Origin of the sequence: Pseudidiomarina salinarum (genome assembly GCF_000753715.1) — a bacterium.
Classification (GTDB): Bacteria; Pseudomonadota; Gammaproteobacteria; order Enterobacterales; family Alteromonadaceae; genus Pseudidiomarina; species Pseudidiomarina salinarum.
On record NZ_JPER01000005.1, the window covers coordinates 153,734 to 172,323 of the forward strand.

The following is an 18,590-nucleotide window of genomic DNA, read 5'->3' on the forward strand; positions in this document are numbered from 1 at the left end:
CCATGATAGTACGAATTTTACTGGTACTGATGCTGGCTCTGGGCATGCAAAGCGATCTGCTGGCGCAGGATACCAAGCGCACGCCTGCGTTACGCGAGCAGGTTTACAGTCAGCTGGCGCTGGCGCAGGAGCTGGCCGATAACGGCGATGTTCAGGCGGGCCTGAAGGCGCTCAATAATGTTGAGAGCAAGCTCGGCAGTATGAACAGCTACGAACGTGCCATGCTCTGGAACTTCTACGGCTTTATGCATTACAGCCAGGATAATATCGACAAGGCGGTCGATTATTTCGCGCGGGTTGTGGCAGAAGATCCGATCCCAAACTCACTGCGCCAGAATACCCTTTATAGCCTGGCGCAGCTGGCGCTGGGGCAGGGCGACTATCAGGCGGTGCTGAGCTATCTGGACCAGTGGCAACAGCTGGCAGGTGATGAACAGCAGAGTAAGGCACTGCTGCTAAAAGCGCAGGCCTTGTATCAGAGCGAGCAGTATCAGCCCGCGCTGAGCGCCATCTCAGAAGCTATTAAGCAAGTTGAAGCGCAGCAGCAGATAGCCGACGAAAACTGGTATGTATTGCAGCGCGCCATCTATTTTGAACTGGGCCAGACCCAAAAGATTGCCGATTTACTCGAAAAAATGGTCGGTTACTTCAATAAACCAGAATACTGGACCCAGCTAGCCGGCGTTTATGGTCAGCTTGGCGAGAGTAAAAAGCAGTTGGCGGTGCTGGCGGCGGCTCATCAGCAAGGCTATCTGACCCGCGAGCAGGATATTATGAGCCTCGCAGAAAGCTATTTTTTCAGTGATGTGCCTTATCAGGCGGCACTGGTGTTAGAAAAAGCCTTGGCCAACGAACAGGTAACCGCCACCCCGCGCGCTTTAAAAATGCTTGCCCAAAGCTGGGTCGCCGCGCGGGAGATTGACGAAGCTGTCGTGGCTTTAGCCAGGGCGGCCGAATTCAGTGATGACGGCGAACTTGATGCGCAGCGGGCCCAGGTATTGCTTAGTGCGGATCGCAATGACGAAGCAGCTGAAGCGGCGCGCACGGCACTGAAAAAAGGTGGCCTGAAACAGCCTGGCACTATGTATCTGTTAATCGGCATGGCAGAACTGAACCAGGAAAACTTCAACGAGGCACTACAGGCATTCAGCCGGGCGCAGGAATTCGATGATGTGAAGAAGCCAGCGGCGCAGTGGCATCGCTACGCAGAAGCCGAGCAGGAGCAAGCTGAACGCCTGGCTGACCTTAAAGCGTCATCTTAGCGTCATGCGAGCGTCATAAAAAAGCATAAAAAAGTTCATTTAGTCATGAAATTGTCATATTTCTGACATAACATACGCAGCCATAGAGGGGATCGCCTATAGTTGGTGAATTCATCTCTTACCGACTCGAACCTGATAATCGGATGGCAACATTATGGCAGCTTTTATGACTAAAACTTTATTTATTCCGCTGGCGGTTTCCGCCCTGGCATTTACCGCTACAGCTGGCGCAGCTGAAGACGAAACCTTTTCGTTTGATTTTTACGGAAAGCTGAACCTGTCCCTGCAGAGCAGTGATGATGGGGATGGTAGTGAAGGTGAGCTGGTCAGTAATGCCTCCCGGGTAGGGATCAAGGGCGGCGCTCAGCTTAATTCATATATTGAAGCTATCTATCAGCTTGAATGGCAGGTAGATGTTGATGATCTTGGTGGTAGTGACAACCTGAGCCCGCGTAACCAATATGTTGGCTTGCGTGGTAACTTCGGTGAAATCACTATGGGTCGCCGCGATACCGTGCTGAAAACCCTGCAGGGCAACATCGATCTGTTTAGTGACTACGAGGGTGATATTAAGGCCATTTTCGCCGGTGAGAACCGGACCAAAAACACGGTTTCTTATTACTCGCCTGGTTTTAATGAGTTCCGTGTTGCGGCCAGCTATATCCTGAGCGAAGACGACATGGTCGATGACGGTGTTTCACTGGCCGTCACTTATGGTGATGACGATTTAAAACGTACCAACTTCTATCTTGGCGCGGCCATGGATTCAGAAGTGCAGGGTTACGACAGCGAGCGCTTCGTTGCCTCCACCCGGTTTGAAAAGACCGTGGTAGGCCTGATGTACCAGCAACAGGAACGCGTTGACGGTACCGCCGAAGCGGATGGCTACGTGGTAAGCGCGAAGCATCCGGTGGGTAACTTCACCTATAAAGTTCAGTACCAGATGATGGACTTTACCGATGGCGACGAGAACTCCATCGCTGCCGGTGTGGACTACAAACTGGGCAAAAATACCAAGGTATTTGGCTGGTACACCGGTCGTGATCTGGACAACATCGACGTTGAACAGCGCTACTTCGCAATCGGCCTGGAACATAAGTTTTAAGTCTTAATACGAACAGAGTAGACTATCGCCATACTTCATAAAACAGATGAAATATGGCGAATTTTTTCCTGATTGCCGGCTACTTAGTTATTGGCTTGCTACTGCAGCGTAGCCGGCAGTTTCCCCAGAATACCGGACAGGTACTTAATGCCTACGTGATTTACGTAGCCTTGCCCGCGGTTATTCTTCAAAAAATCCCCTTACTCGAACTGTCTTCAGAATTGCTGGTACCGGCGCTGACGCCATGGCTGCTGCTGTTCCTGACTATCCCGGTTATTCTCTGGTTAGCCTGTCGTTATAACTGGTCGCGGACCACGACCGGCGCCATGTTAATCGTGGTGCCACTGGGCAATACCTCCTTTGTCGGTTTTCCGATGATTGAAGCTTTTTTTGGTGCTGACGGCATTCCCTATGCGCTGCTGTACGATCAGCTCGGTTCATTTTTGATTTTGTCGATCTATGCCAGTATTGTCGCCGCTGTTTACTCACATGATCCGGGCGGGCAAACCGCGAAGCCCTCGGCAAAAGCCCTGGCTATGCGTATTGTCCGGTTTCCGCCGTTCATCGCCTTGCTGTTAGCGCTGGCATTGCGGGCAGTGGATTATCCTACACTGCTGGATAACTTTATTGATTCGCTGGCGGTGACGCTGGTACCGGTGATTATGGTTGCGGTTGGTTTTCAGCTGAAACTGCGGTTGCCGCAGGAAGATCGTAAGCCTTTGTATTTTGCGCTACTGATTAAGTTAGTGCTTACACCGCTGGTCGCGCTCGGTATTTTGTATGGCTTCGGGATCGACCAGCTGGTGGTTCAGGTCACCATTCTGGAGGCCGCTATGCCTGCGATGATTTCCGCTGGCGCGCTGGCCATTATGGCTGGGTTAGCGCCGACATTGTCGGCGGCTATCGTGGGATACGGCGTGATCAGCTGTTTTATTACGCTGCCGTTATGGTACTGGCTGCTGCAGTGGTTAAGCGGCGCCTAACCAGATTTTTTCGCGACAAACTCGCCTTTGGCGACCCGTACACTAAATTCCTGGCCACTATTAAGTTGGGCCGGGTCACGGATCACTTTACCGTCCTCCGTCTGCACCACCGCATAGCCCCGCTCAATCGTTTGTAACGGGCTCACCAGATGCAACTCCTGACTGGCGGCACGATAGCGCTGGCGCTGATCTTTAACCAGATTGATGATGGCCTGTTGAAGCCGTTGTCTGACCTGACTCAGTTGCTGCCGGGCTATGGGTAAGCGGCGTTGTGGATGGATAGTGAGCAGGCGCTGCTGTTGATGAGCCTGCAAGCGGTTGCGCTGGTCGATGATCCGTTTCATCGCCCCTTCAATGCGCAATTGCAACTCGTCCAGGCGCTGGCCGTTTTGCTGTAATTGTCGCTGCGGATCCTGTTGCTGCAGCCGGCCCTGGATATAACCAAGACGTTGTTGCAGTTGCCGCTGCTGGCGCAGCCACAGTTGATTCAGCCGGTGTTCTAAATGACTGATGCGCTGCAGATTTTCCCGCTGATCGCGGCTGATGAGTTCAGCCGCCGCTGATGGGGTTGGCGCCCGTACGTCTGCGACATAGTCACAGATAGTAAAGTCTGTTTCATGACCAACGGCACTGATGGTAGGCAGCGGACAGCTATGCAGTGCATAGGCGAGCTGCTCGTCGTTGAAGCACCAGAGGTCTTCCAGCGAGCCGCCACCACGAGCCAGGATCAGCACATCCACTTCATTGCGGGTAATTGCCCGTTGCAACATATTGAGCAGCTCGCCGGTGGCGCTTTGCCCCTGCACCGAACTGGGGTAAATCACCACTTCGATAGCCGGGTCCCGCCGTTTGAGTACGGCCAGGATGTCGCGCACAGCGGCACCCGTTGGTGATGTGATCACCCCGACTTTGCGAATGTTTTCCGGTAGCGGTTGTTTGAGGGCCGGGTCAAACAGCCCGGCCAGTTGCAGCTTCTGCTTGAGCTGCTCGTAGCGCTGCTGAAGCAAGCCCGCGCCGGCATCTTCCATGTGCTCGATAATCAGCTGGTAGTCGCCGCGGGGCTCATACACCGTCAGTTTGGCCCGCACCAAAACCTGCATGCCGTGCTGTGGCCGAATTTTTACCCGCTGATTGGCATTGCGGAACATGGCTGCTTTGATTTGCGCCCGCTCATCTTTGAGGGTGAAATACCAGTGACCAGAGCCTGGCGCGGCGAAGTTTGAAATTTCGCCAACCAGCCAGATTGAGCCAAAGCCTTGCTCCAGAACCTGGCGTACCTCGGCATTAAGCGAGGCCACACTAAAAACATGCGGTTGCTGCATTTCGCTGACCCTGTGGAAAAGTAAAAAATCAGTTTACTGAAAAGCCGTTTAGGAGTAAAATCTGCCCGCAACATAAAGCCAGTCAGTGAGATGTTGCCATGCTACGAATTGCCCAAGAAGCCCTTACCTTTGATGACGTTCTGCTCGTCCCCGGTCACTCTACCGTTTTGCCCCATACTGCGGATTTAAAAACCCGTCTGACGCGGACTATTGAGCTAAATATCCCGATGGTGTCGGCGGCCATGGACACGGTCACCGAAGCGAATTCTGCGATTGCTCTGGCCCAGGAAGGCGGCCTCGGTTTCATACATAAAAATATGACCATCGCTGAGCAAGCAGCTCACGTTCGACGGGTAAAAAAATACGAAAGTGGCGTGGTCTCTGACCCGGTAACGGTGTCGCCGCAGACCACCCTTGGCGAAATTCGCGGCCTGGCAATGGAACACGGCTTCCACGGCTTCCCGGTGGTTGAGTCCAACGGCGAACTGGTTGGCATTATTACCGGCCGTGACACACGCGCTGAGCGCGATGACAGCAAGCAGGTCAGTAGCCTGATGACGGCGAAAGATCGCCTTATCACCGTAAAAGAAAACGCTGGTAGTGAAGAGATCCTCGGACTGATGCACGAGCACCGTATTGAGAAGATACTGGTGGTGGATGACAATTTCCACCTGCGTGGCATGATCACCCTGAAAGATTTCACCAAAGCTGAAAATAAACCCAACGCCTGTAAAGACGAGTTGGGCCGGCTGCGGGTTGGTGCTGCAGTAGGTGTTGGTCCCGGCACTGATGAACGCATTGATGCACTGGTGGAAGCCGGGGTTGATGTATTGCTGATTGATACCTCTCATGGCCATTCACAAGGGGTACTGGACCGCGTGATGTGGGCTCGCAAAAATTATCCTGATTTACAAATCATTGCCGGCAACGTTGCCACCGGCGCCGGCGCCAAAGCGCTTGCTGACGCTGGCGTCGATGCCGTTAAAGTGGGAATCGGCCCGGGCTCTATCTGTACGACCCGCATTGTCACAGGTTGTGGTGTACCGCAGATTACCGCAATAAGCGATGCCGTTGATGCATTAAAAGGCACCAACATTCCGGTTATTGCCGACGGTGGTATCCGCTTCTCGGGCGACATCGCCAAAGCCATTGCCGCTGGTGCGGATTGTGTGATGGTTGGCAGCATGCTGGCCGGTACCGAAGAGTCCCCTGGTGAGGTTGAGCTGTACCAGGGCCGTTATTATAAATCCTACCGCGGCATGGGCAGCCTGGGCGCGATGAATCAGCGCCACGGCTCGTCTGACCGTTATTTTCAGGCCACCAACGAAGCCGACAAGCTGGTACCAGAAGGTATTGAGGGCCGGGTTGCCTATAAAGGGCCGGTGGCGGCAATTATTCACCAGCAGATGGGCGGATTGCGTTCAGCCATGGGCTTAACGGGCTGCGCGACCATTAAAGAAATGCGCACCAAGCCACAGTTCGTCAAAGTCACCGCGGCGGGCATGGGTGAATCCCATGTACACGACGTGCAAATTACCAAAGAAGCACCTAATTACCGGATGGGCTAAGCCGACATGCAAGATATTCATGCACATCGCATACTGATTTTAGATTTTGGTTCACAATATACCCAACTCATCGCCCGTCGTATTCGTGAAATTGGCGTGTACTGCGAACTCTGGGCCTGGGATGTTGATGAACAGGATATAAAAGACTTTAACCCGAACGGGATTATCCTGTCAGGTGGTCCTGAGTCAGTTACTTTAGAAGGTTCACCACGAGCGCCTGAGTATGTCTTTAAAGCAGGCGTGCCGGTATTTGGTGTGTGCTACGGCATGCAGACCATGGCGGCGCAGCTCGGTGGCAAGGTACAAGGCTCACTGGAACGTGAATTCGGCTATGCCCAGGTTGAACGCATTGTTGATTCGCCGCTATTCCATAATATCGAAGATAGCATCAACGCCAACGGCAATCCGGTGCTGGATGTGTGGATGAGCCATGGCGATAAAGTTATTGCCGAGCCGGAAGGTTTTACCATTGTGGCGCAAACCCCAACCTGTCCGGTTGCGGCTATGGCGGATGAACAGCGCCATTTCTATGGCGTGCAGTTCCATCCGGAAGTCACCCATACCCGTCAGGGCATGCGTATTCTTGAGCATTTTGTGGTCGAGATTTGCGGGTGTGTCACCAACTGGACCCCGGCGCAAATTATTGAAGACGCGGTTGAGCGCATTCGTGAGCAGGTTGGTTCCGATCGGGTGGTCCTCGGGCTTTCAGGCGGTGTCGACAGCTCGGTTACCGCCATGCTGCTGCATCGCGCCATTGGTGATCAGCTCACCTGCGTATTTGTTGATAACGGCCTGTTGCGACTGAACGAAGCTGAACAGGTATTGGAAATGTTTGGCGATCATTACGGCCTGAACATTGTGCATGTGGCTGCTGAAGATCGTTTCCTGGATGCTTTGGCCGGTGAGCCTGAGCCGGAAGCTAAACGCAAAATTATTGGCGGCGTGTTTGTCGATATCTTTGACGAAGAAGCCAGCCGTATTACTGATGTCAGCTGGCTGGCGCAGGGCACCATTTACCCTGATGTGATTGAATCGGCCGGTTCAAAAACCGGTAAAGCCCATGTCATCAAGTCGCACCACAATGTTGGTGGCTTGCCGGCTGATATGAAACTCAAGCTGGTTGAGCCGCTGCGCGAACTCTTTAAAGACGAAGTACGCAAAATTGGCCTGGAACTTGGCCTGCCGTATGACATGTTATACCGGCATCCTTTCCCTGGCCCTGGTCTGGGCGTTCGGGTGCTGGCTGAAGTCAAAAAAGAGTACTGCGATTTACTGCGTCGGGCCGATCATATCTTCATCAGTGAACTGCGCGCGGCAGGCCTGTATCATGAAGTGAGCCAGGCTTTCGCGGTATTTCTGCCGGTGCGTTCGGTCGGTGTTATGGGCGATGCCCGCAAATACGATTGGGTAATTGCCCTGCGTGCGGTCGAAACCATTGACTTCATGACGGCTCGCTGGGCACACTTGCCTTATGAGCTTCTGGAAAAAGTATCAAACCGGATCATCAATGAAATCGATGGCATCTCGCGTGTGGTTTATGACATTTCCGGCAAGCCGCCTGCCACTATTGAATGGGAATAGCCTGAGTGGCGCGCTGGCTTAGCCTCTTCGCAGTGATTGCTGCGCTGGCTGGTTGCGCGCCCGAGCCACAACCCAACCATCTTGATTCTATTCAGCAGCGTGGCGCGCTGCGCGTGGGCACTCTGGTAGGGCCAACAACTTACTATCATGGCCGGGAATCTGAAGCCGGGCTTGAATACGTCCTCGCTGCCACCTTCGCTGAACAGCTCGGCGTAGAACTGGTCATGGTGCCGCGTTACAGCATAGGTTCTTTATTTACCTTGCTGAGCCAGGGCGACGTGGATCTGGTTGCGGCCGGACTTGATCGCACCCCACGACGCGATGAATTGTACCGCTTCGGGCCGCCGTACCAGGAGATTGCCCAACGGGTGGTTTTTCGCCAGGGCTCCCGCGACCGTCCCCGCTCGTTAGAGGAACTTGATGGCGAACTGGTGGTGGTTGCCGGCAGCAGTCATCACGACTGGTTGTTGACTCATCGCGCCGAATACCCCGATCTTAAGTGGCGGGCCACGGACGAGCAGGATACCAGTGAACTACTGCGGCAAGTGGTTGAGGGCGAAATTGCCTTCACCATTGCCGATAGTAATATCCTCGACATTCATCGGCGTTACTACCCGGATCTCAGTGTTGCCTTCACCGTTCGGGAAAATCTGGATATTGGCTGGATGCTGGCCCCGGGTCGTGATGGTTCACTGTACAGCGAAGTTATCGACTTTTTTGGCGAACTGCGCAGTGATGGCCAGCTCGAACAACTTATCGATCGTCACTTTGGTCATGTAAGCAATTTTAACTACGTTGATACCAGCCTCTTTATTCATGCAGTTGAAAACAAGCTGCCGATTTATCGCTCGTTATTTCAGGAGCATGCAGGTACGCTGGACTGGCGCTTGCTGGCGGCAATCAGTTACCAGGAAAGCCTGTGGGATCCGCAGGCGCTGTCGCCCACCGGCGTACGTGGCATGATGATGCTGACCCTGCCTACGGCTGCCGCTATGGGGGTGGAGAGCCGGCTTGATCCCGATGAAAGTATTCGTGGCGGCGCCCGTTATTTTGAACAGATGCTGAACCGCATTCCGGCCCGCATTCCTGAGCCCGACAGCATCTGGTTTGCGCTGGCCGCATACAATATCGGCCTGGGCCACCTTGAAGACGCGCGGGTTCTGACCGAGCGGCAGGGGGCCGACCCCGATCGCTGGATAGATGTCAGAAAACGACTACCTTTACTGAGACAGAAGAAATATTACCGCCAAACCCGTTATGGGTTTGCCCGGGGCGATGAACCCGTTCGTTATGTGGGTAATATTCGCCGCTATTATGATACTTTGGTGTGGTTGGATGAACGGGGCCGCATACCGGCTCAGCCACTTGAAATTACGCTGCCAGCTGATGGCAGCGGCGATGAGGAGCCGTGATGCGAAAAATGAAACGTCTGGTCTCAAAAGAGCGCCGTCGCGCCTGGCTTCGTAAGCGGCGACATCTGCAAACCGAGCGTCGGCAGAAATGGTTCCGGCTGGTGCAGGACGAAGACTGAAATCAACTGGTAAAGTCTGGCCTGCGCTGGTAGCCCCGACTGCTGTTTCTGATTATAATAGCCACCAACTTATAGAGCTCCCAACTCTGGAGAATGATCTGTGGAGATTTTACGCGGCGCCCCGGCTTTATCAGCATTCCGTACGGAAAAACTGTTACAACGCCTGCAACAGGCTGACCTGCCGGTCACCGACATTTACGCTGAATACATGCACTTTGTCGACGTTAACGAAAAGCTCGACGACGAAGCGCAGACCATCCTTAAGAAGCTCCTGACCTATGGCCCCGCCCTGGCGCAGCATTTACCTGAAGGCGAACTGCTGGTAGTGGTGCCGCGGCAGGGGACAATTTCTCCCTGGTCATCCAAAGCCACTGACATTGCACACAACTGCGGTCTGCAGCAAATCGATCGGATAGAACGAGGCCTGGCTTATTACCTGAGCGGCGATCTGAATGCGGCACAACTGGAGCAGGCAAAAGCCTTGCTGCATGATCGCATGACCGAGATGGTGCTTACTGAAATGTCGGCCGCAGAGGTTCTGTTTAAAGAATCTGAACCGGCAACAATGCAAAGTATAGATATCCTTGCTGGTGGCCGCGAAGCATTGCAGCGCGCCAACATTGAGATGGGACTGGCGCTGGCCGACGACGAAATCGACTATTTGTACGATAATTTTTCGGCCCTTAAGCGCAATCCCAACGACATTGAACTCTATATGTTTGCGCAGGCGAACTCCGAGCACTGTCGTCATAAAATTTTCAACGCCGACTGGACCATTGACGGTGAAGAGCAGCTGAAGTCGCTGTTCAAGATGATTAAGAACACCTATGAAGTAACGCCTGACCATGTGCTGTCGGCTTATAAAGATAACGCCGCGGTCATGACAGGCTCAGAAGCGGGCCGTTTCTATCCGTATCCTGCCGGTGCTCCGGCGGCGGGTGAATACAGCTATTTCCACGAGCCCGTGCATATTCTGATGAAGGTTGAAACCCACAACCATCCAACCGCTATTTCGCCCTATCCTGGTGCAGCAACCGGCTCCGGCGGCGAGATCCGCGACGAAGGTGCGACTGGCCGTGGTGCTAAACCCAAGGCTGGTTTGGTCGGTTTCAGCGTATCGAACCTGCGGATCCCTGGCTTTGAACAGCCATGGGAAGAAGATTTTGGTAAACCGGATCGCATCGTTACCGCGCTCGACATCATGCTCGACGGGCCCTTAGGCGGCGCTGCCTTTAATAACGAGTTCGGGCGGCCGGCGCTGACCGGTTATTTCCGTACTTATGAAGAGCGGGTCAACAGCCATAACGGCGAAGAGATCCGTGGTTATCATAAACCTATTATGCTGGCAGGTGGCCTTGGCAATATCCGTGAGAGTCACGTTGAGAAAGGCGAGATCCCGGTCGGCGCGAAGCTGGTGGTATTAGGCGGTCCGGCGATGAATATAGGTCTGGGCGGCGGTGCGGCGTCATCGATGGCCTCAGGAACTTCAACCGAAGATCTGGATTTTGCCTCGGTACAACGGGAAAACCCGGAAATGGAACGCCGTTGCCAGGAAGTGATCGATCGTTGCTGGCAGCTTGGTGACAAGAACCCTATTGCCTTCATTCACGATGTAGGCGCGGGCGGACTTTCTAATGCGATGCCGGAGCTGGTCAGTGATGGTGGCCGTGGCGGTAAATTTGAACTGCGCAAGATCCCTAATGATGAGCCGGGCATGTCACCGCTGGAGATTTGGTGTAACGAATCCCAGGAACGCTATGTAATGGCCATTGCTACCGATCGCATGGAGATTTTTGAAAAGATCTGTGAACGTGAGCGTGCTCCTTTTGCGGTGATCGGTGAAGCCATTGAAGAAGAACATTTAGCGGTATCGGATAGTCATTTTGATAATAAGCCGATCGATCTGCCGCTGGATGTGCTGCTTGGTAAACCACCCAAAATGCATCGTGATGTGCAGTCAAAGCAAGCGGCAGGTGAACCGCTGAACCGCGAAGGCATCAAGCTCAGTGAAGCGGCAAAGCGCTTATTGCGACTGCCGGCCGTTGCTGAGAAAACCTTCCTGATTACTATTGGTGATCGTACGGTAACTGGCCTGGTGGCGCGCGATCAAATGGTCGGGCCCTGGCAGATCCCGGTTGCTGATGTCGCGGTCACTGCGGCGAGCTATGACAGTTACGCCGGTGAAGCGATGGCATTGGGCGAGCGTACCCCGCTGGCCTTACTTAATTTTGCCGCCTCCGGGCGGATGGCGGTTGGTGAAGCACTGACCAACATCGCCGCCGCTGATATTGGCGACCTCAAACATGTGAAGTTGTCGGCGAACTGGATGGCTGCGGCCGGCCACCCCGGTGAAGACGCCGGTCTGTATGAGGCAGTAAAAGCGGTAGGCGAAGAATTATGTCCAGCCCTGGGGATTACCATTCCGGTCGGAAAAGACTCCATGTCGATGAAAACGCGCTGGCAGGATGCTGACGGCGACAAAGCGGTGACCTCACCATTGAGCCTGGTGATTACCGCCTTTGGCCGGGTTCGCGATGTGCGCCGCACATTAACGCCGCAGTTACGGACCGATAAAGGCCCGAGTAAGCTGCTACTGATTGACCTTGGTGCCGGTCAGAATCGCCTGGGCGGCTCTGCTCTGGCGCAGGTATACCGGCAGCTTGGCGAACAGACTCCGGACGTAGACAAGGCTGAGTTATTGGCCGGATTCTTTACTGCAACCCAAAAGCTGGTACGCGATAAAAAACTGATCGCCTACCATGACCGGTCCGATGGTGGCTTATTTGTCACCGTGGCCGAGATGGCATTTGCTGGTCATTGTGGCGTTGAAGTTGAACTCGACAATCTGGGCGATGACGATCTGGCGGTGCTGTTCAGCGAGGAGCTGGGCGCCGTTATCCAGGTCGCTGATGAAGATCTGGAAAGCGTTGAAAAAGCGTATGCTGAAGCAGGTCTTGAACACTGCGTTCATACCATTGGCCGTCCGGTACGTGAAGATGTTGTCCGCTTTACCCGTCGCGATGAAGAAGTGCTGTCGCACATGCGTAGTCACTACCGCGCGATCTGGGCGGAGACTACGGATCAGATGCAGCGTCTACGCGATAACCCTGCTTGTGCTGATGAAGAATTTGAAGCCAAGCGCAAGCTGGATGATCCGGGCTTGTCGGCAGAACTGACTTTTGACGTTAACGAAGATGTGGCCGCGCCTTACATCAATACAGGCCGGGATCCGGTCATTGCAGTATTGCGTGAGCAGGGTGTGAACTCTCATGTAGAAATGGCAGCGGCTTTTGATCGCGCCGGATTTGCCGCAATCGACGTGCACATGAGTGACATTCTCAGCGGCCGCACGTCGCTGGATAAATTTAACGGTCTGGTTGCCTGCGGTGGCTTCTCGTACGGTGACGTATTAGGTGCTGGTGAAGGTTGGGCGAAATCGATCCTGTTCAACAGCCGGGCACGCGATGAGTTCAGTGCGTTTTTTGAACGCCAGAAGACCTTTGCGCTTGGTGTTTGTAACGGCTGTCAGATGTTGTCGAACCTGAAAGAGCTGATTCCTGGCGCCGAGCTTTGGCCACACTTTGTGACCAACCGTTCAGAGCGTTTTGAAGCGCGCTTCAGTCTGGTTGAAATACAGAAGAGTGACTCACTGTTCTTCTCAGGTATGGCGGGCTCCCGTATGCCCATAGCCGTATCCCACGGTGAAGGCCGCGCCGAGTTTAAGGGCAACAACCTGGAACAGGCACAGCAGCAAAATCTCGTTACCATGCGTTATGTGGATAATCGCGGTCAGGTTGCTACTAAATATCCGGCGAATCCGAATGGCTCACCGGAAGGCATTACCGGCCTGACCACGCCTGACGGGCGGGTATCTATTATGATGCCGCATCCGGAGCGGGTGTTCCGTACCGTTGCCAACAGCTGGCATCCGGATGACTGGAACGAAGACAGTCCATGGATGCGGATGTTCCGTAACGCCCGGGTTTACTTAGGTTAGCACTTAGCGTCGCGCTCTGAAGAAAGCTTTCAGCAGCGCGGCGCTTTCAGCCTCCAGCACGCCTGAAACCACTTCCACTTTATGATTCATGCTGCCGTGATTAAGCACGGTTATGGCCGTTCCGGTTGCGCCTGTGCGCGGGTCCGGGGCACCGTAGACCAGCGTCTTCACTCTGGCGTGGGTGATCAGACCCGAACACATAGCGCAAGGTTCCAGCGTCACATAGAGCGTTGAACCAACCAGCCGGTAATTCTGCAGCCGCTGTCCAGCCGCCCTTATCGCAAGCGACTCGGCATGGGCTGAAGGGTCGTGTAAACCGATCACCTGGTTAAAGCCCTCACCAATAATTTCATCGTTATGAACTACTACTGCACCGACGGGGACTTCTCCGTGGGCTTCGGCCAGTTGCGCTAACTCCAGCGCCCGGCGCATATAAACTTCATGATCCATAGTGCATCCTTGTGACGCATTAACCGATTGCAATGTGCCTAGTGTAAAACGAAATGGCAAACGGCGGGTAAAAAAAAGCCCCCGCGATGCGAGGGCTTTTGTCAATTTTTGCACTTTTCCAAACTAACTTTTTAGAACTGGTAGCGAACACCCACTTTCACAGTCCAGGCTGAACTGAAGTCAACCGTATCGAAGTTGTTCGGGTAATAACCATTGAATGCCGGCTCAATGATGTATTTACCTTCGTCATTCAAGCCACCGAAGTCATACAACGCTACCTGCGGGAAACGTAAACGGCGCTCGATGCCCCAGTCATCGTTCAACAGGTTAGCGAAGTTGTCGATAGTGAAGTAAAGCGTACCTTTGTGGCCTGGCATAAAGCCCGGAAGCTCCTGCTGGATACTTAGGTCAAGCTCGGTTACCCATGGTTGATTATGGGTGTTGCGATCCAGAATGTAGCCTTCTCCGCCGTAAGCAATACCGGCGTTATCAAGCAACATCTGCACTTCGTCCCAGCTGATTGATTGATCCCAATCTACGTTGGTGTCATCAGCACCAGATGGAATATATGGCAAATAAGCTGACTGCGTATAGAAGCTCTCAAAGGCAGTGTCACCAAAGTCACCATCACGGAACATACCCATAACGTAACTGAACGGACGACCTGAACGGCGCTCAAAATACAGGTTAAAGCGCGTATCGTAACCACTGAAGAATTGAGTCGCATAGCCAAGGGTAAGCTTCAGGCTGTGCTCGATTTCAAAGTTGCCAGTGGCGTTGAAGGCCTGGTTACGACTCTTCGCTACATAGTGACGATAGTTACTATGTGCTTGTGAAGAAGAGCCTGAACCATTTTCTTCCAGGTTCTGATAGGTGTAGCTACCAGTGAAACGGATACCGTTGTCCCATTCCTTCGCCAGCGACTGCGAGAAAATAAAGTTATTTCCTGAACCTGGAGAATTGGTCAGCATGATATCGTAGTTTTGCTCACGATCGCCGGTATAAATTTGTTCATAAATGATCCGCTCGCCATCTGCTGCGGTACCAACAGGCTGGATTGCGGTATTGTACCAGACTACCTGATCGTCAATGCGCTTATAAATAAACGACGTTGTCGCACTGTAGTCTTCACCCAGGTAAGGAATCGACAGGTCATACTCGAAGGCTAACTGGGCGCGCCAGTCACTCGGCAACTCAAAGTTAGGATCGGTGTAGTTGGTGCTGCCATTGCCCTGTTCCAGAGTATCTTTAATTTCTTGCGGTACGCGCGTGAAATCAACACCGGTGCGGCCATTAAAATAATCGTTAACAGCGTTTTGTGGTGCTTGTACCAGGGTTATACCGTCTTTGGTGAACGGGTTGGTATACCAGACGTTCGGCAAACCACCGTAGAAGCGTCCGATTCCGCCGCGAACTACCAGGCTGCTGTCGGTGAAATAAGTGAAGCTAATACGCGGTAATATGATGTCAAGACCGTCAAGGTTTTCCTGATTGCTATAACCATAGGTATCCAGGAAGTTCTGGTTCAGCGTAGGGGTGTCATCAGAACTGATACGCTCGTAACGCAGGCCCGCATTTACTTCTAAATCCGGGGTAGCATAAAAAGTGTCGCCCACGTAAAGCGCTAGCGTCGAGCGATCGACTTCATAAGCTGCATCTTCTGGGTTGTTGGTGTAGGCATTCTGATACATAAAGGAGTAGTTGCCTCTCCAGTCTGAATCAACGATACCGGCTTCGAAATCGTCAAGTGAACCAAAGCCCCATGTTCCGCGTGAATCCGGAACAAATTTGTTGTAAAGGCTGAGTTGCTCGTGTTGTATACCAAACTCAATTTCATGCTCACCCATTAAGTAGGTTGCATCAACGTGCAGAGTCAGGTTGTCATTTCTGATAGCGTTGGCGTGACGGTAACGATCTGTACCAAATTCTACGGTTGGTCCGCGGTTATACAAATCGACGTCAATTTGGCCAAGCCCAGAATTGGTGATCGAGTCAGTCTCAACATCTTTATAGGTGACGCCAATTTCGGTGATCAAATTAGCGGACCAGTCACTATACAAACGCGCGCTGACATTATTCATGCGCGTGTGATAGATGTAACGACGTGAGTTCAGGCTTACAGTCGCCCCACCCGTTGCATAATTACGCTCTTCCGCGTTGTCCTGCCACTGGTAGGTTAAGTCAAAACGATGATTGTTACTGACGTTCCAGCTAAGTTTGGTCAGCCATTTGCGATCTTTATCTTCCGGGTCGCCACCTAAGCTGTCGGAAATACCGTAGCCGCCAAGTACGTCCATGAAGTCATCGAATTCTTGTTCTGTGATGTAGAATTCGTTGGCAGCACCACTGCCATCAAAGCCATACTCAAGATCAAGGGTACGGGTCCATTCTTCATAGCTGGTAAAGAAGAACAGAGTATCTTCAATAACGGGGCCACCGAAAGATAATCCTAAAGTGGATATTTCCTGAATCGACTCAATTTCTTCTGTGCTGTAGGTACGATAGCCATCGTCGTCAAGGTCGCGATAGTTTAAGCGTAAGTCCTGCACTTTACCTTTCATATCAGGCGTTGAAAGTTCGTAGAAAACTTCACCTTCGAACTCATTGGTACCTGATTTAGTAACAGCGTTAATAGTACCACCAGAGAAGTCACCTTTTTTCACTGAGAAAGGCGCGGCGTCTACAGAGATTTGTGCGATCGCGCTGAGTGAAATAGGTGCTTGCTGAGTTGGGTAACCACCATAGTTCAGACCGAAATCATCGTTCTGGCCGATACCGTCGACATTAATGCTGTTGGTACGGGGATCGCCACCGGCAATAGTCATCTGGCCGTCGCCGCTAACCGTTACTAACGGGTTAAGGCGCGCGATGTCTTTCAGGTCTCGATTCAGTGAAGGCATATTCTCGATGGTTTGTTCACCGTAATTGCTGGATGCTCCAGCGCTCTCAACGCTAATAGCTGCGCCAGATACGACGATACGTTCCATCACATCACTTTCAAGCTGACGGTTAAGGCGGTACGTCTCGCCCAGATCTAAATAAATATCCTGCAACACCGCATCACGAAACTGATCAGAGTCTAACGTGATCTGGTAAGGGCCGCCGACCCGTAAACCTTTCGCTGAAAAGGCACCGTCTTCATTAGTGTGCATTTCACTAACAGTTCCGGTTGGTTGGTGCACAATGATGATTTTGGTGTTAGCGGCTGGATTACCTTGTGGACCGGTAATCACACCACGCATTGAAGAGGAAGTTTCCTGGGCTATTGCTGTTGTCGAGGCTAAGCCAAGAGTAATAGCAATGACGCTTGCTAAGCGGGAAAATCGCATAGTTGTACTCATCTTTATTTCCTGGTGTTAGTGGGTTGTAATAAAAATCGAGCCAAGGTCATACCGCTAGAAGCAACCTTGATGACTGATCGCAGGCATTTATACCACGCGATTGTGTCAAAAATGTGACGCTATTTTACGCAAAGATAAAGTCAATTGCATAGCGAATATTGAACCTTTATCATTTTATTTTGTCCCAGCACTCTTATCACCGAGGCGACCAATTCCATGAAGTCTTATTCCCTGTTACTTGCAGCGCTGTTTCTCACCTTTCTGGCAGGATGCGATATGTCTGAAAATAATAAATCTGATCCTGTGGCTTTACGGGTAGCAACATTTAACGTCAGCATGGATGCGTCCAACTATCTGGACAGCGATGAGCTGGCGGAGCAGGGTGCACAAGCCCTGGCGCAGGCGCTGGACGACAATCACCCGCAAATTCGGGCGGTAGCCGAGATTATCCAGCATACCCGCCCGGATGTTCTGGTACTTAATGAATTTGATTACTTGCCTGCCGGGCAGGGCATCGATCGCTTTCAGCAAGAGTTTCTGGGCGTAAGCCAGAATGGCGAGTCGCCCATCCATTATCCTTATGTGTTTCTGGCGCCGGTTAATACCGGCGAACCCAGCCCCTACGATCTGAACCGTGATGGTACAGCGACCGGCAAGGCTGATGACGCCTGGGGTTACGGCTGGTATCCGGGACAGTACGGCATGGTGGTGCTGTCGCGTTATCCGATTGACCAGCAGGCATCCCGGACGTTCCGCGATTTTAAGTGGCGTGATATGCCAGGCGCGTTGCGGCCGCTGCTGCCGGAGTCGCACGAACCCTGGTACAACGACGAGGCCTGGAAGGAGTTTCCGCTGAGTTCGAAGTCGCATTGGGATGTCGTCATTGAGGTTGAAGGCAAACCGTTACATGTGTTGGTCAGCCATCCGACGCCGCCGGTATTTGACGGTGAAGAGAATCGCAACGGGCGGCGCAATTACGACGAGATTCGCTTCTGGGCGGATTACATCACGCCGGGTCAGGGCGAATACATTTATGATGATCAGGGTCAGATTGGCGGCCTGGATGCCGACAGCCGCTTTGTTATTGCCGGTGACCTCAATGCCTCGACAGAAGGCAATGACAATGTACCAGGCGCAATCGACTTACTGTTAAAGCATCCGGCTGTGCAGTCAGCGCCGATTCCGTCCAGTCAGGGCGGACTGGAGCATTCGCCGGATAACGACCATGGCCAGTTTCATACCGCCAGTTGGCGTAAGCGCGCAGATTACGTATTACCTTCTGAGGCGGGCATACATGTAATAGATGCCGGCGTATTCTGGCCTGCAAGCGATCAACCGAAAGCTGACTTAGTGAATGCGCGCAGCAGTTCTTCGGATCACCGACTCGTGTGGATTGACATTCAGTTGCGATAAATTTCACAAAATTGTCGCAGAGTCATAAAAATGTCAT

The 18,590-nt window shown here is 52.8% G+C and carries 11 protein-coding genes; 8 read left to right on the top strand and 3 right to left on the bottom strand.

The window, feature by feature from the left end; genetic code table 11:
* The first annotated feature begins 2 nt into the window (after window positions 1-2).
* The 3 genes from IDSA_RS09940 to IDSA_RS09950 all read left to right on the top strand — a co-directional run bounded on the left by IDSA_RS09940 (window position 3) and on the right by IDSA_RS09950 (window position 3,350).
* A complete protein-coding gene (locus IDSA_RS09940) occupies window positions 3-1,262 on the top strand; it encodes a tetratricopeptide repeat protein (RefSeq protein WP_051986225.1) in 1,260 nt (419 codons plus the stop codon).
* 166 nt (window positions 1,263-1,428) lie between these two features.
* Window positions 1,429-2,367: a porin gene (locus IDSA_RS09945; RefSeq protein WP_034776501.1), complete on the top strand. Its 939-nt coding sequence runs from the start codon at window positions 1,429-1,431 to the stop codon at window positions 2,365-2,367.
* A 53-nt stretch (window positions 2,368-2,420) separates the two neighbouring features.
* Complete coding sequence (locus tag IDSA_RS09950) at window positions 2,421-3,350, top strand: AEC family transporter (RefSeq protein WP_034776420.1); 930 nt, start codon at window positions 2,421-2,423, stop codon at window positions 3,348-3,350.
* On the opposite strand, the gene xseA is transcribed toward IDSA_RS09950, so the two are convergent.
* A complete protein-coding gene (gene xseA / locus IDSA_RS09955) occupies window positions 3,347-4,672 on the bottom strand; it encodes an exodeoxyribonuclease VII large subunit (protein WP_034776421.1) in 1,326 nt (441 codons plus the stop codon). The genes IDSA_RS09950 and xseA overlap by 4 nt on opposite strands.
* A 98-nt stretch (window positions 4,673-4,770) precedes the next feature.
* Between xseA and guaB the strand changes: the two genes are divergently transcribed.
* The 4 genes from guaB to purL all read left to right on the top strand — a co-directional run bounded on the left by guaB (window position 4,771) and on the right by purL (window position 13,349).
* Window positions 4,771-6,240: an IMP dehydrogenase gene (gene guaB, locus IDSA_RS09960; protein WP_034776422.1), complete on the top strand. Its 1,470-nt coding sequence runs from the start codon at window positions 4,771-4,773 to the stop codon at window positions 6,238-6,240.
* Between the two features lie 6 nt (window positions 6,241-6,246).
* Entirely contained in the window at window positions 6,247-7,821 is a 1,575-nt protein-coding gene (gene guaA, locus IDSA_RS09965; protein WP_034776423.1) for a glutamine-hydrolyzing GMP synthase, read from the top strand.
* 5 nt (window positions 7,822-7,826) lie between these two features.
* Window positions 7,827-9,233, top strand: coding sequence for a membrane-bound lytic murein transglycosylase MltF (gene mltF / locus IDSA_RS09970; RefSeq protein ID WP_034776424.1), 1,407 nt, complete (start codon window positions 7,827-7,829; stop codon window positions 9,231-9,233).
* A gap of 219 nt (window positions 9,234-9,452) precedes the next feature.
* Complete coding sequence (gene purL / locus IDSA_RS09975; RefSeq protein WP_034776425.1) at window positions 9,453-13,349, top strand: phosphoribosylformylglycinamidine synthase; 3,897 nt, start codon at window positions 9,453-9,455, stop codon at window positions 13,347-13,349.
* 3 nt (window positions 13,350-13,352) lie between these two features.
* Here purL and tadA read toward each other — a convergent pair whose 3' ends face one another.
* Window positions 13,353-13,799: a tRNA adenosine(34) deaminase TadA gene (gene tadA, locus IDSA_RS09980; protein ID WP_084694104.1), complete on the bottom strand. Its 447-nt coding sequence runs from the start codon at window positions 13,797-13,799 to the stop codon at window positions 13,353-13,355.
* A 131-nt stretch (window positions 13,800-13,930) separates the two neighbouring features.
* Window positions 13,931-17,140 carry a TonB-dependent receptor gene (locus tag IDSA_RS09985; protein ID WP_034776426.1) on the bottom strand — a complete coding sequence of 1,070 codons (3,210 nt, stop codon included), beginning with the start codon at window positions 17,138-17,140 and terminating at the stop codon, window positions 13,931-13,933.
* A 276-nt stretch (window positions 17,141-17,416) separates the two neighbouring features.
* Between IDSA_RS09985 and IDSA_RS09990 the strand changes: the two genes are divergently transcribed.
* Window positions 17,417-18,553 carry an endonuclease/exonuclease/phosphatase family protein gene (locus tag IDSA_RS09990; RefSeq protein WP_198024064.1) on the top strand — a complete coding sequence of 379 codons (1,137 nt, stop codon included), beginning with the start codon at window positions 17,417-17,419 and terminating at the stop codon, window positions 18,551-18,553.
* Window positions 18,554-18,590 lie beyond the last annotated feature (37 nt).